This window comes from Rhodococcus sp. JCM 9793 (assembly GCF_055380405.1).
The window spans coordinates 3,011,600-3,025,715 of record NZ_AP043721.1 but is presented as its reverse complement, the minus strand read 5'-3'; the positions used below and the strand labels follow the sequence as shown (position 1 = coordinate 3,025,715).

The 14,116-nt window shown below is 67.6% G+C and carries 14 protein-coding genes; 1 reads left to right on the top strand and 13 read right to left on the bottom strand.

All coding sequences use genetic code 11. The features are described from left to right. Positions 1 to 116 precede the first annotated feature (116 nt). Entirely contained in the window at positions 117 to 377 is a 261-nt protein-coding gene (gene rpsT, locus ACZ46K_RS16030; protein WP_054806027.1) for a 30S ribosomal protein S20, read from the top strand. Positions 378 to 479: 102 nt separating this feature from the next. Here rpsT and holA read toward each other — a convergent pair whose 3' ends face one another. From holA to ACZ46K_RS15965, 13 genes are all read right to left on the bottom strand, one after another. After that, positions 480 to 1,451 carry a DNA polymerase III subunit delta gene (gene holA / locus ACZ46K_RS16025; RefSeq protein WP_464749198.1) on the bottom strand — a complete coding sequence of 324 codons (972 nt, stop codon included), beginning with the start codon at positions 1,449 to 1,451 and terminating at the stop codon, positions 480 to 482. Then, positions 1,448 to 3,838: a DNA internalization-related competence protein ComEC/Rec2 gene (locus ACZ46K_RS16020; protein WP_464749197.1), complete on the bottom strand. Its 2,391-nt coding sequence runs from the start codon at positions 3,836 to 3,838 to the stop codon at positions 1,448 to 1,450. The genes holA and ACZ46K_RS16020 overlap by 4 nt, the downstream gene beginning before the upstream one ends. Further along, positions 3,835 to 4,644: a ComEA family DNA-binding protein gene (locus ACZ46K_RS16015; protein ID WP_464749196.1), complete on the bottom strand. Its 810-nt coding sequence runs from the start codon at positions 4,642 to 4,644 to the stop codon at positions 3,835 to 3,837. Before ACZ46K_RS16015 ends, ACZ46K_RS16020 begins: the two co-directional genes overlap by 4 nt. Before the next feature lie 97 nt (positions 4,645 to 4,741). Further along, entirely contained in the window at positions 4,742 to 5,560 is an 819-nt protein-coding gene (locus ACZ46K_RS16010; RefSeq protein ID WP_464749195.1) for a DegV family protein, read from the bottom strand. A gap of 5 nt (positions 5,561 to 5,565) precedes the next feature. After that, entirely contained in the window at positions 5,566 to 6,333 is a 768-nt protein-coding gene (gene octT, locus ACZ46K_RS16005; protein WP_464749194.1) for a diglucosylglycerate octanoyltransferase, read from the bottom strand. Next, entirely contained in the window at positions 6,320 to 6,898 is a 579-nt protein-coding gene (locus ACZ46K_RS16000; RefSeq protein ID WP_464749341.1) for a histidine phosphatase family protein, read from the bottom strand. The genes octT and ACZ46K_RS16000 overlap by 14 nt, the downstream gene beginning before the upstream one ends. A 71-nt stretch (positions 6,899 to 6,969) precedes the next feature. Further along, a complete protein-coding gene (gene rsfS, locus ACZ46K_RS15995) occupies positions 6,970 to 7,371 on the bottom strand; it encodes a ribosome silencing factor (protein WP_054807542.1) in 402 nt (133 codons plus the stop codon). Next, positions 7,371 to 8,048, bottom strand: a complete 678-nt coding sequence (gene nadD / locus ACZ46K_RS15990; protein ID WP_464749193.1) for a nicotinate-nucleotide adenylyltransferase — start codon at positions 8,046 to 8,048, stop codon at positions 7,371 to 7,373. Before nadD ends, rsfS begins: the two co-directional genes overlap by 1 nt. A 19-nt stretch (positions 8,049 to 8,067) precedes the next feature. Then, positions 8,068 to 9,516 carry a vWA domain-containing protein gene (locus tag ACZ46K_RS15985; RefSeq protein WP_464749192.1) on the bottom strand — a complete coding sequence of 483 codons (1,449 nt, stop codon included), beginning with the start codon at positions 9,514 to 9,516 and terminating at the stop codon, positions 8,068 to 8,070. 1 nt (position 9,517) lies between these two features. Next, a complete protein-coding gene (locus ACZ46K_RS15980; protein ID WP_464749191.1) occupies positions 9,518 to 10,414 on the bottom strand; it encodes an AAA family ATPase in 897 nt (298 codons plus the stop codon). 59 nt (positions 10,415 to 10,473) lie between these two features. Then, positions 10,474 to 11,769, bottom strand: a complete 1,296-nt coding sequence (locus ACZ46K_RS15975; RefSeq protein WP_464749190.1) for a glutamate-5-semialdehyde dehydrogenase — start codon at positions 11,767 to 11,769, stop codon at positions 10,474 to 10,476. 58 nt (positions 11,770 to 11,827) lie between these two features. Continuing rightward, positions 11,828 to 12,934, bottom strand: coding sequence for a D-alanine--D-alanine ligase family protein (locus tag ACZ46K_RS15970; protein ID WP_054810650.1), 1,107 nt, complete (start codon positions 12,932 to 12,934; stop codon positions 11,828 to 11,830). A gap of 52 nt (positions 12,935 to 12,986) precedes the next feature. Then, positions 12,987 to 14,111: a cystathionine gamma-lyase gene (locus ACZ46K_RS15965; RefSeq protein ID WP_464749189.1), complete on the bottom strand. Its 1,125-nt coding sequence runs from the start codon at positions 14,109 to 14,111 to the stop codon at positions 12,987 to 12,989. Positions 14,112 to 14,116: the final 5 nt, after the last annotated feature.

Genomic DNA, 14,116 nt, shown 5'->3' with positions numbered 1-14,116 from the left:
AGTCCACTTCCCGGTTTGAGCTTTGTGCAACGACGCTGGTATCGTTGACCTTCGTGCCGTAGTCCGGCACCCAGAGCTTTCCTATCAACTACCAGCAAGACGACAGGATTTTACGCGTGGCCAACATCAAGTCCCAGGTGAAGCGGATTCGCACCAACGAGCGCAGCCGGCTCCGGAATCAGTCGGTGAAGTCCTCGCTGCGTACTGCGATCCGCACCTTCCGCGAGGCCGCGGCCGCTGGCGACAAGGACAAGGCCGGCGAGCTCCTCGTCTCCACCAGCCGTCAGCTCGACAAGGCAGTGAGCAAGGGCGTCATCCACGCCAACCAGGCTGCCAACAAGAAGTCTGCTCTCGCAAAGCTTGCCAACAAGCTCTGAGCTCTCAGCTCCGAGGTAGAGGACGCAAGCTCTGCTGACCGAAGGCCGCTCCCTTTCGAGGGCGCGGCCTTTCGTCGTGCAGACACACGATGCGACGAATCGTCAGGCGACGAGTTCGGCGATGGTGCGGACGGCGGATTCCACCGCATAGTCGGCATCGGCAGCCGCGCCCTTGACGTCGGCGTTGAGTGCCGCGACCACCCCGAGTGCGATTCCGATCGATTCCGGGGCCCAGCGACGCGCCTGCCCCTGCGCCTTCTTGACCTTCCACGGCGGCATGCCGAGACCTGACGCCATCGAGAACGGATCTCCCCGCCCGGCGGATCCCACCTTGGCGATAGTGTGCACGGCATCGGCGAGGGCATCGGCCAGGAGGACGTGCGCGACCCCACGGTGCATCGCCCATCGCAGTGCTTCCATCGCGCCGGCGAGATCTCCCGCGACAGCCTTCTCCGCAACGTCGAAGCCGGTGACCTCGGCTTTGCCCGAGTAGTAACGACGGACAGCGTTCGCGTCGATCTTGCCGCCGGTATCGGCCATGAGCTGGCTGCACGCCGCCGCGAGCTCGCGCAGGTCGGATCCGACGGCATCGATCACGAGTTGTTCGACGTCGCCGGCGACCCGCACGCCGGCCGCCTGGAATTCCTCGTGCACGAATACGCGCACCCACTTCGCGCGCTCCCCTGCTTTGTCGGGAGCCTGGCATGCATGCTCTTCGGCGTCACACTTCCGCAGTGCCCCCACCATTGCCTTCGTGCGTCCTCCACCGGTGTGCAGGATGACCAGAGTGACCCCGTCGGGGGGTGCTGCAGCCGCGTCGAGTATCAACGACACCGCGTCCTTACCTGCGTCTGCGGCGGATTCGAGGATCACGACGCGCTCTTCCGCGAACAACGACGGGCTCAGGAGTTCGGCCAACTCTGGGACGCCCGCATCCCCCGCGCGCAGCCGCGAGACCGGAAGATTGTTGCCGGCGCCGCTCCGGGCGCGTACGTCCGCGATGATCTTCGTGACAGCGCGGTCGACGAGGAGTTCTTCGTCGCCGAGAACGAGGTGCAGGGGTGTGTCGCTCACGGACCGATCGTGCCACGTGAGCCCGACACGACGGCCAGTGCCCCGGACCCGGCCCGCACCACCGCGACGTCTCCGTGCAGGTCGGTACGCAGTATCCGGGAACCCACGTCGTTCAATACCTCGACGATCTCCGGATGCGGATGCCCGAACATGTTGTCGCGTCCCGCGCTGATCACCGCAACCCTGGGTCGTACCGCAGCCAGGAAGGCTTCCGACGTCGTCCGCGAGCCGTGGTGGGGAACCTTGAGGACATCGGCGCGCACGTCGACCCCGCTGCGCATCAACGAGTCGAGGGCCGGTGCTTCCGCATCGCCCGGAAGCAGGATGCGCCCCACTGTCGTCTCCGCGACCATCACCAGAGAAAGATCGTTCTCCGAATCGCCGGACCGCTCGGCTGCAGGCCCGAGGACTCGGATCGTCACCGCCCCGACGCGCAGCACCTCCCCAGGCACCGTCTCCCGGATGCTCACCCCGAACTCGGCGGCCGCGTCGGTGAGCTCTCCCGCCGTGTCGCGGGACACCGCACCCGGACCCACGACCACCTCCCCCACCCGCCGACCCTGAAGGACTCCGCGCAATCCGCCCATGTGATCGGCATGCAGGTGCGAGACGATCACGACCGGCACCGAGTCGATACGTAACCCACGCAGGCACCGATCGACCGGTGTGTCCTCCGGCCCCGCGTCGACGACCACTGCGCTCCCGTCACCGGCCGCGAGGACCACTGCATCGCCCTGCCCGACATCGCACGCCGCGAATACCCAACCGCTCGACGGCCAGCCCGGTGCGAGCAGGCGTGCGGGAACCCAGACCACGAGGGTCGACACCAATGCGATACCGGCAACGGCCCGTATTCTCCTGTAGCGCAGCACGACGCAGCCCACGAGAGCTGCGCCGCCGATCATCGCTGCTCCCAGGATCCCGTCCGGCATCGAGAATTCCGCCGAGGGTACCGACGCGGCTCGGGCGGCAACGGTCACCAACCACCACAACATCGGTGCTGCGCCGCGCGCGAGGAACTCGGCAAACCCCGGAACCACCGATGCGGTCGACGCTACGACCGAGCCGAGGACGGTCAGCGGCGCGAGAACCGGAGTCACCAGAACATTCGCTGCCACCGCAACGACACTGACGGTTCCCGTCGCCGCCGCGAGGATGGGTGCGGTCACGATGTACGCCGCACTCGACACCGCACACACCTCGGCCACGGCACGTGGCCATCCACGCGACTGCAGCAGGGCGACCCACACCGGCGCGACGAGCACGAGACCGGCGGTGGCCGTTGCGGACAGCGCGAATCCCACATCCGCCGCGAGGTCCGGCCACACCAGGATCAGGATTCCGATCGCTGCGCAGAGCGCGGGGAGCGCCTGACGCTGCCTGCCGACGACGAGCGCGAGGAGTGCAACCGCTCCCATCGCGGCAGCCCGCAACACGCTCGGCGACGGACGGACGACGATCACGAACAGCACCAATGCCACACCCGCCAGAAGAGCGCCCGTCCGGGGGCCTATCCCGACGAACCTGACCAGCAGCAGGACCGCGCCGAGCAGGATGCTCACGTTCGCACCCGACACCGCCGTCAGATGTGTCAGGCCGGACACCCGGAAGTCCTCGCGCACGTCGTCCGGGAGCCGACTCGTATCACCGACGATCAGTCCGGGGAGCAATCCGGCCTCCGAGGGCCCGAGCGCCCGTGCGGACACCGCGGCGAGATCCTCGCGAATGCCTCCGGCCCAGTCGGCAAGGGCCGAGGGTGCTTCCGTCGCGCGCGGAGGCCCGTCGGCACGGACCACCGCCACCGTGGTCCCCGGGTCCGCGTCTCCCGAGGCCCGATTCTCGGAAACCCGCCCCCGCACGGTGACTCGTTGCCCCGGCAACAGATGCCGCCACCCGTCTGCGGGAGCGAACACGACCGCCCGGCCACCGACCGTCATCGACTCGCCGCCCAGCGTCACATGGTGCACAGCGACGGGAATGCGTACCTGTGGCTCACCTCCGAACGGTGAACTCCGCACTTCCCGTGGATCATCGGTCGGTTCCACCACTACGGTGGCCCACGCACCCGCCGGAGCCGTCGCGAGCGGATGATGCTCGACGAACCACATCCGCACCGCGACGGCTCCGCCGAATCCCGCGGTGACGACGAGAACGGCGAGCACCGCCCGCACTGCCCCGTCCCGTGGTCGCGAATGCCCCCTGCACTTTCGCGACCACGGGACGGCGGTCCTGGTTCCCGACAGCACGACGACCAGCGCCGCCGGCACCGCGATCGCGGTCACGAGGAGCGAGGCCCTCCAACCCGTGTACAGACCGACCAGGGTGACCGCCCAGGCCGCGACGGTGCACGGCAGAAGTCGGGCGTCGACACCGACCGGTGCGGTCACACGGTCACCAACTCACGTAGCCGGGCCAGCCTGGCGGGGCCTATCCCGTCCACCTCCGACAGTTGCTCGACGTCGGTGAACGGCCCGTTGTCGCGGCGCCACGCGACGATCGCCGATGCGGTGACCGGCCCCACTCCGGGCAGCGCATCCAGGGCAGCTTCATCGGACGTGTTGAGATTCAACTGATTCTGTCCCGGCTCCGAATCTCCTCCGACCTCCCCCGCATCGCCGGTTCCGGTCGCCGATACCGCACTGCCCTCCGGAACCGGGTGTGGCGGTGCGACACCGACGATGATCTGGTCACCGTCCGCGACCCGCCGAGCGAGGTTGAGGCCCAGCAGGTCTGCGCCCTCACCGGCCCCACCCGCCGCGTCGAGTGCGTCCGCGACTCGCGCACCCTGCCGCAGGTGTACCAGCCCCGGTTTCGCCACGAGCCCGACCACACTGACCACCACCTCCGCCGGCTGTTCCGGAACCGGAGCACGGGACGACGCCGCCACCACCTCGACGGCGGGCAACGGCGGAACGGCTTCGGGCACGGGTCGATCTCGCCACACGACGACCACTGCGACGAGAACCGCCACGACGGCCACCCCGGCAAGCGCCATACTGCCGCCGCGTCCGGTGTCCCAGCGTGCGGAGCGCATCCGTTCGATCACGCTCTGCGCCCCGGCCTCGCCGTGTCCGGCGCGGTCCGGGATCAGGTCGTCGTACTCGTCCGCTTCGACGTTCCCGACTCGTCCGATCGTGTCGGATCGCACGATCGCATCCAGCCGCGTTCTCGCGAGGTCCCCGTCGCTGCCCATGCCGCGACGCTAATGCCGTCACGAACGCAGAAAGGCTCGGAGACGGCTGTGACGGCTGATCTGGGGATGAATGGGACGGCTGTGGATAACCGTCCGCTCAGCGGCGCGCGACGACGATCCCGATCGCCCCAGGACCTACGTGGGCCCCGAGCACTCCGTCGATCTCGCAGGTGAGGAGTTCGGCCGCGTCGGGGATCCGCTCGGCGAGTTGCTCTGCGAGCAGGTGCGCGCGCTCGGGTGCTCCGCGATGATGCACCGCGAGGAGCGGGGCGGGTCCGGCCTCGGAGACGACGCCGTCGACCAGTTTCGCCAGCGCCTTGGTCATCGTCCGTGTCTTCTCACGAAGCACGAGTTTCCCGTCGACGAGATGAAGGACGGGCTTCATTGCGAGAGCTGTACCGAGCAATGCGGTGGCCGTACCTATTCGGCCGCCGCGCCGCAGATGGTCGAGTCGGTCGACGACGAGGAGGGTGCGTCCGGACGCCGCCACCTCGACGGCCCGCGAGTACACGGCGTCGAGGTCGGCACCGGACTCGGCTGCACGCGCCGCTTCGAGTGCGGCGAATCCCAGGCCCATCGCTGTGTTCTGCGAATCGATCAGGCGAACCTGATCGCCCAGTGAGTCGGCGGCGTGCTTCGCCGCCTCCCAGGTACCCGACAACAGCCGGGACAAGTGCACCGCCACCACGCCGTCACCGTCACTGTCGGCGAGAGCGCGTGAGTAGACCTCGAGCAGTTCGGCCGGGGACGGACCGGACGTGGTGACTCCCGAGAGGTCCTCGGGTAGCTCGTCGATACCCTCTCGAAAATCTTGCCCATCAGAGATCACGTGCAGGGGAACGATCCGGATGTCGTGTTGCTCCGCCATCTCCGGATCGAGACAACACGACGAATCGGTGACCACCACTACTGACACGGCACCTACAGTATGCCGTCCGCGGTGGGTTGCGCATCCGGGCGAGCCATCCGCACCGCGTCGATCATCGCGTCGGCAACCTTGCGATGCCCGTCCCACCCCCAATGGATACCGTCGGGGTTCGCGGCGTCCGAGAAGATGTTCTCCCGCACGGCTTCACCCAGATCTACCAGGGGAACCGACTTTTCGACTGCCCACTGCGAAATCGCCCGGGCGGCAGGTCGACGCCCGTGATGCACCGACCGGTACTGCTCGCTGTCATGCACGGACGGCAACGTCCCGATCACGGGCAGGTCCGGTCGCATGTATGCGAGGGAATCCCTGATGGTTTCGAGATACTCCACACTCACCCGAGGAGGAAGCGCGACCGGCCAACCGAGCGGTGACAACCGCGGTTGGGCCCAGCCGTATGCGGTACGCACGGTCCTCCGCAGCGAGGCAGGCCGGACATAGCGCATGCTTTCCCGCAGGGCCGTAGGCAACGGCGACGGCAGCGTGTCCATCCCGCCGACGGCGAGCACGACCGCACCGGCGCGTGGAATGGCTGCCCACACACGCGGATCCTGCGTCATCGCCCACCACGCGTCGCGGGTGGTCCAGCCGATGCGCGCGATGAGTTCGACGTCCCAGCCGAGCGCTGCTGCCGTGAGATTCGGCCAGATCCGCGGATCATCCGCGGGCAGGCCGCCTTTCGGTCCGTAATAGCTCAGGGAGTCGCCTATCACCAGCAGCGAGGGCCGCGGCGAGGCCACGTCGGGTTCAGAGGACGTCATCGGGTGACACCGTTGCCGACGCGTTCCACACATCGAGTCTCCAGGTCGGCGACTCACCGTAACCGCTGAGCTGCGCCCAGCCGGTGTTCCCGATGCCCCCGAGGACCGGCCAGCGATCGACCGGCAGCTCGAGCAACGCCGCGGTCAGCGCAGCGATCAACCCGCCGTGGGCGACGAGCACGATCGGCCGGTCGCTCCACTGTTCGTGCTTGGCGAGCAACTCGTCGACGACGGGTCGACTCCGCTCGGCGACGTCGACGCGACTCTCACCGCCGGGCGGTGCCCAGGTCGCGTCTCCTCGCCACTGTGCACGCGCGCCAGGGTGGCGTGCATCGACTTCGGAGTGGGTCAGGCCCTGCCACTGTCCCAGGTGCGTCTCACGCAACCGCGGATCGATCTCGACCGGCAGGCCCGCCCGGTCGCCGATCGCCGTCGCGGTGTCGTACGCGCGCCGAAGATCGGACGACACGATCGCGATCGGGTCGAAGTCGGCGACGGTGTGGGACACGGTCAGCGCTTGACGACGACCGAGGTCCGACAGGTCGGTGTCGAGCTGACCCTGCATCCGGCTGGTCGCGTTGTATTCGGTTTGCCCATGGCGCAGCAGGATCAGACGCCGCACCCGCACCGGCGCACTCACTCACCCTCCGCATCGTCGTCGGCGGCGGACCGCGGGCCGCCGACACCGTCGATCTGGATCGTCGGACAGTCCTTCCACAAACGCTCGAGAGCGTAGAAGTTCCGCTCCTCCTCGTGCTGGACGTGTACGACGACGTCGATGTAGTCGAGCAGGGTCCACCGTCCCTCACGAGTGCCCTCGCGGCGGACCGGCTTGTGGCCGGCCTCGCGCAGTTTCTCCTCGACGTTGTCGACGATGGCGTTGACCTGACGTTCGTTGGGTGCCGATGCGATGACGAAACAATCGGTGATCACCAACTGCTCCGACACGTCGAGCACCACGACGTCGGTCGCCAGTTTCTCGTCTGCTGCGAGGGCCGCGATGCGGGCCATCTCGAGGGCTTCTGCCGTTGCGCTCACTACGTGCTCTTTCTCTCGTTGTTCAAGTGGATCGATGTCGGTGCGCCCACGTAGAGATGACGCTTGCTGATGTACTGCACCACACCGTCGGGCACGAGGTACCAGACCGGACGGTGATTGTGGACTCGTGTGCGGCAGTCCGTCGAGGAGATCGCCAGCGCAGGGATCTCGACGAGGCTCACCGCCTCGGGTGGCAACCCCTCGAGGTGCGGAGCGAGGTGCTCGACGCTGAGGTCGTAGCCAGGGCGGGACACCCCGACGAAACGCGCCAGCTCGAACAACGTCGGCCAGTCCTGCCACGACAGGATCGATGCGAGGGCGTCGGCGCCGGTGATGAAGTACAGCTCCGACTCAGGATACTGTTCCCGCAGGTCGCGGAGGGTATCGACGGTGTAGGTCGCGGCGCCGCGGTCGATGTCGACGCGACTGACGGTGAACCGGGGGTTGGACGCTGTCGCAACTACGGTCATCAGGTACCGGTCCTCCGCGGCACTGACCCGACGTCCGGATTTCTGCCAGGGCTGACCTGTCGGTACGAAGATCACCTCGTCGAGGCCGAACCTGTCTGCGACCTCACTGGCGGCGACGAGGTGCCCGTTGTGGATGGGATCGAAGGTACCGCCCATGACGCCCAGACGTCGCGGGGACTCCGGGTATCGATCGGATGGCTGAGGCACGGTTGTCCAGCTTACGGGGTCATACCGGCAGCAGAGCGGCCACCACCTCGGCCAACTGTTTCGCCGAGCGACATTCGTGCATCGTGATGACCTCGCCGTACACCCGCGCCGCCGAATCTCCGGAGCCCCACTGCCCACGCGGCTCGGGGTTGAGCCAGTGCGCGTGCCGCGCCACCTGGACCATGTGCCCGAGAGCATCGATGTTGGGGTTGCGGTAGTTGTTCCGCCCGTCACCGAGAATAAGCAGGGAACTTCGGCTGGTGAGGCTGTGCGCGTGCTTCTCGTTGAAGGTGGCGAAGGCGTTGCCGTAGTCGGAGTGGCCGTCGTACGTGATCAGCTCCGCTTCGCGCAGCATCTGGGACATCGCCGTCCCGAGGTCGATGCCCGCCGCGAAGTGGTGGGTCACCTCGTCGGTGGTGTCGATGAACGCGAACACCCGGACCCGGGAGAACTGCTCACGTAGCGCGTGCACGAGCAGCAGGGTGAAGTGCGAGAACCCCGAGACCGAACCCGAGACATCGCACAGCACGACGAGTTCCGGCCGTGCCGGGCGTGGCTTGCGATTGATGAGGTCGATGGGCACACCGCCCGTCGACATCGACTTGCGCAGTGTCCGCCGCAGATCGATGGCGCCGGCGCGGCTCCTGCGCCTGCGTGCGGCGAGCCGGCTCGCGAGAAGCCGAGCGAGCGGCATCACCTGGCGGCGCAACGCGACGAGCTCGGCGTCGGACGCACGCAGGAAGTCGACCTCCTCTGCAAGCTTCGGAACCCCATACTTCTCCACACGTTCGCGACCGAGTTGTTCTGCGGTGCGGCGGCGGGTCTCCCGTTCGATCATCGCCCGGAAATCGGCGATCCGTCGGGCCGCGGTCTGCCGCGCGACCTCGGTCTCGTAGTCGCCGGTGTCGCGGTCGTCGCGCGACGCGTTGCCGAGGAGCCCCTCGAGAATCCGGGTGAGCAGGGTCTCCGGGGAGACGTCACGCAGGGTCTGGTACGCCGAGAACGACGGCCCGTTCGACGACTTGTACTGGCCGAGCTCTTCGACGAGCTGTGCGGTGAGCATCTCGGTGGTGGCGAGTGCGTCCGGGGAGTCATCGGCGAGGAGTTCGGCGATCAGGTCGCGCACGGCCTCGAGGTCGATCTCGCCGGAGGGTGTGCGGGGTAACGTGAATTCGGCGTCTTCGGCACCGCGCCGGCCGATCGCCGCGGGGAACCACAGATCGAACAGCGCGTCGAAGGTCGGCCGGTGAGTGGACCGGCGCAGCAGTGTGCACGCCAGACCCTCACGCAGCATCTCCCGGTCGAGCAGGTCGACCACCGTCATCACTCGGCCCGCGTCGACAGTTTCGGACGGCCCCACCGCGATGCCGCGACGCCGCAGTGCTTCGACGAATCCGACGAGATGACCGGGAATTCCGTGCGGCGCCTTCAGCGTTCCGCCCGGACCGGATGTCGGTGCCCCGGCCATGTCAGTTCAGCCGGAGCTCGGCGGCCGCACGATCCTGATCGGACCGATGTTTGAGGACGACGCCGAGCGTGGTGCGCACGGCCGCATCGTCGAGGGTGTCCATTCCCAGCGCGAGCAACGTTCGGCCCCAATCGATGGTCTCGGCGACCGACGGCACCTTCTTGAGCTGCATGCCGCGCAGCACGTGGACGGTACGGACGAGTTGTTCGGCGACCGCCTCGGACAGCTCGGGTACCCGGCTCGCGAGGATCCGCCGTTCGAGGTCGGCGTTCGGGAAATCCAGGTGCAGGAACAGGCACCGTCGTTTGAGAGCCTCGGACAGTTCGCGGGTCGCGTTGGATGTCAGGACCACGAAGGGCTTGCGGGACGCCCGGATGGTGCCGAGTTCGGGGACCGTGACCGCAAAGTCGCTGAGGACCTCGAGGAGCAGTCCCTCGATCTCGACGTCGGCCTTGTCGACCTCGTCGATCAGCAGAACGGTCGGGTCGTCGCGCCGGATCGCGGTGAGCAGTGGACGCGACAGCAGGAACTCCTCGGAGAACACGTCCTCCTTCGTCGAATCCCACGATTCGCCTGCCGCGGCGTTCGCACCGGCCGATTGGATGCGCAGGATCTGTTTGGCGTGGTTCCACTCGTACAGCGCGCGGGATTCGTCGACGCCCTCGTAGCACTGCAGCCGGACCAGTTCGGCGCCGGAGGTCTGCGCGACGGCGCGCGCCAGTTCGGTCTTGCCGACACCGGCCGGGCCTTCGATCAGCAGCGGCTTGTCGAGCCGGTCGGCGAGGAACACAGACGTGGCTGTGGCCTTGTCCGCGAGGTAACCGGTCTCCGCGAGCCGGTCGATCACATCCTGGACGTCCGCAAAGATCGGCGGAGTGGTCGGCAGCGCACGATCCACGCTGTGTCCTTTCGTCGTGCTGATCGGTCGAGTCGTCGGTCGAGTCGTCGGTCGAGTCGTCAGGCGGGGCGCGTGTGGCCGTCGCCCCACACCACCCACTTGGTGGAGGTCAGTTCGGGAAGTCCCATCGGGCCACGAGCGTGCAGTTTCTGAGTGGAAATTCCGATCTCGGCGCCGAACCCGAATTGCTCGCCATCGGTGAATGCGGTGGAAGCATTGACCATGACGGCCGCCGCGTCGACCCGCGCGGTGAATTCACGGGCCGCCGCGAGGTCGGACGTGACGATGGCCTCGGTGTGGCCCGTGCCATAGCTGTCGATGTGCTCGACCGCGGCGTCCAGACCATCGACAACCGCGAGTGCGACGTCGAGGGTGAGATATTCTTCGGCCCAGTCATTTTCGGTTGCGGGAACGAGCCCGGGCAGGTCTCCGTGGACGGTGACACTGTGAGACTGCAGGACCTGCAGCAGCTTCGGTACGGCGGTGTCGGCGATGGCTTTGTCGACGAGGATCGTCTCGGCGGTGTTGCACACGCTGGGGCGGCGAGTCTTGGCGTTGACGACGATCTTCTCCGCCATCACCAGATCGGCGGCGGAGTGGATGTAGACGTGGCAGTTGCCCACACCGGTTTCGATGGTGGGCACCGTCGCGTCGCGGATCACCGCAGAGATCAGGCCGGCGCCGCCTCGCGGAATCACCACGTCGACGAGCCCGCGGGCCTGGATCAGGTGCGTCACCGAGGACCGGTCGGCGCTCGGCAACAACTGCACGGCATCTTCGGGTAGGCCCTGAGCGGCGAGTGACCCCCTCAGCGCCTCGACGAGCGCCGCATTCGAGTGTGCCGCGGACGACGAACCACGTAGCAATGCTGCGTTACCCGACTTGAGCGCGAGACCGAACGCGTCGACGGTGACGTTCGGACGCGCCTCGTAGACCATGCCGACCACGCCCAGCGGCACGCGGAGCTGGCGGAGTTCGAGCCCGTTGGGCAGTGTCGACCCGCGCACCACTTCACCGACCGGGTCGGGCAGTCCGGCGACCTGCCGCAGACCCGACGCGATGCTCTCGATGCGGGCCTCCGTCAGACGGAGTCGATCGAGGAGCGATTCCTCGGTACCACCCGCACGCGCCGCGTCGATGTCGGCAGCGTTGGCCTCGAGTACCGCGTCGGACGCAGCAAGAACCGCGTCTGCTGCCGCGTGCAACGCTGCATCCTTCTGCGCGGTCGTGAGCAGAGCAAGACGCCTGGAGGCGACACGGGCTCCGCGCGCAGCAGCGTGCACCGCCTCGCGAGAGTCGATCGCCTGGGTTTCCGCGGAGTCGGATGCGCTGGAGTCAGGGGTCACGGCAGTCATGGCCACAGCTTAGTCGCGATGGTGACAGAGCCGACACGCAGCTCGGGCCGGAACGGGCTCAGCGCAGTCCGGTGCCCCGCGCGAGTGCAGTGCGGATCAGGGTGGACACGAGCTCGCGGTTGTCGACGCCGGCGGCCTCCCACATCCGCGGATACATCGAGATCGAGGTGAACCCGGGCATCGTATTGATTTCGTTGATCACCGGACCGTTCTCCGTGATGAAGAAGTCCACCCGGGAGAGTCCCTGGCAGTCGAGTGCGCGGAAGGCGCGCACCGCAAGCTCGCGGATCTGGCCGGACACGTCGTCGTCGAGCTTGGCCGGGACGTCGAATTCGCACACGTCGTCGAGGTATTTGGTGTCGAAGTCGTAGAACGCGTCGTGATTGCCCGACGAATCAGGCATGCGGATCTCGGCGACGACACTGGCGCGGACTTCTCCGTCCGGGAACTCGAGGACGCCGCATTCGACCTCGCGACCGAGGATCGCCGATTCGACGATGACCTTCGGGTCATGCCGGCGTGCCTTGTCCACCGCGGCGTCGAACGACGACCAGTCTGTGACGCGGCTGATACCGATCGACGATCCACCGCGCGCGGGCTTGACGAACACGGGCAGACCCAGGCGGGCCTTCTGCTCGTCGGTGAGCGTCGAGGTGCCGGGGCGGAGCACGATCTGGAAGCCGACCGGCAGGCCTTCGGCCGCGAGCAGCTTCTTCGTGAATTCCTTGTCCATGCCGGCGGCGCTGGCGAGTACGCCCGGCCCCACGTAGGGGATTCCGGCGAGCTCCAGCAGGCCCTGGAGGGTGCCGTCCTCACCGTTCGCACCGTGCAGCACAGGAAACACGACGTCGACCGACGCGAAGACCTTTCCGAAGTCGTTCTCGTCGAGAGCGACGAGGTCGCCGTTTCGGGTCGGGTCGGCGGTGAGCACCAGCGCGGACCCGGTCGAGTCGACGACGGGCAGTTCACGCCCCGCCATGGCGAGCTTTTCCGGATCGGAGCTTGCGAGTACCCAAGCACCATCCACGGTGATCCCGACCGGGACGGCTTCGTAGAGGTCGGGATCCAGATTGCGCAGGACGCTGCCTGCCGAGACACAGGAGACGGAATGTTCGTTGCTGCGGCCGCCGAACACGACAGCCACCCGGGTGCGGGGGTTACTCACGGCACACACCGTACCGGTAAGGGTGGTCTTCGCCCCAGCCGGTTTCCGTCGTTCACGAGCTGTGCAGCGCCGCATCGAGATCTGCGAGCAGGTCGTCGGTGTCCTCGATACCGCACGACAGGCGCACGAACCCCGGCGCCACCGGATCACCCCAGCGGGCACGCCGATCCGCTGTGGTGTGAATCCCGCCGAAGCTGGTTGCAGAGACGACCAGCTCCGACGCTCGAACGAAGCGGTGGAAATTGTCGGCGTCGTCGAGCCGGAAGGTGACGAGGGGGCCGAACCTGCGCATCTGCGCCGCAGCGACGGGGTGAGCAGGGTCCGTCGGCAGGCCCGGATAACGCACGCTCGCGGCAGCAGGATGCGCTGTCAGCATCTTCGCGACTGCCAGCGCGTTCGCGCACTGCCGCTCGAAGCGCAGACCCGCGGTACCGAGACTTCGATGGGCGAGCCAGGTCTCGAACGGGCCCAGTACGGTCCCCGACAACAATCGCTCACGATCGAGGTGCGGAAGCAGCGTGTCGTCGCGCACGGCGATGTACCCGAACAGCAGATCGCTGTGCCCGCTGAGCGATTTGGTGCCGCTGGCCACCACGACATCGGCGCCGAGACCGAGTGGCTGTTGGCCGAGGGGTGTGGCCGTGGTGTTGTCGACGAGCAGGAGCGCGCCGGCCGCACGACACCTCGCCGCGGTCGCCGCCAGGTCCACGGTATCGAGGCCCGGGTTCGACGGAGTCTCGACGAGGACCACCGCACCTTCGGGCGCATCCGCGAGCACGGTGCCGAGCGTGCCGTCGCCGAACTCGGACACCGACAGTTCGCGAACCGCCGCACCGAACGGTTCGAGACAGTCGCGCGCATACATCCGCACCTGGTAGTACCCGTCCGACGGGACCACGACCACCCCGGCGGGACGGGCGAACGCCCGGAGCGCGACGGTGATCGCGGACATTCCGGAGCCCACGACGCGAGCCGCGGACGCGCCCTCGAGGGTCGCGAGCGCCCGCTCGAGGTCACGCCACCCGGGATTCGACGCCCGCGCGTAGGTGTCGGACCCAGCGACTTCGTCCTCTCCGAGTCGATACGGCGCCGCGAACACCGGCCCCGGCTGCAATGGATCTCCCGGGGCTCCCCCTACAGCAACGGCTTTCACGCACCGTGTCGAATCGCCGAGCATCCTGA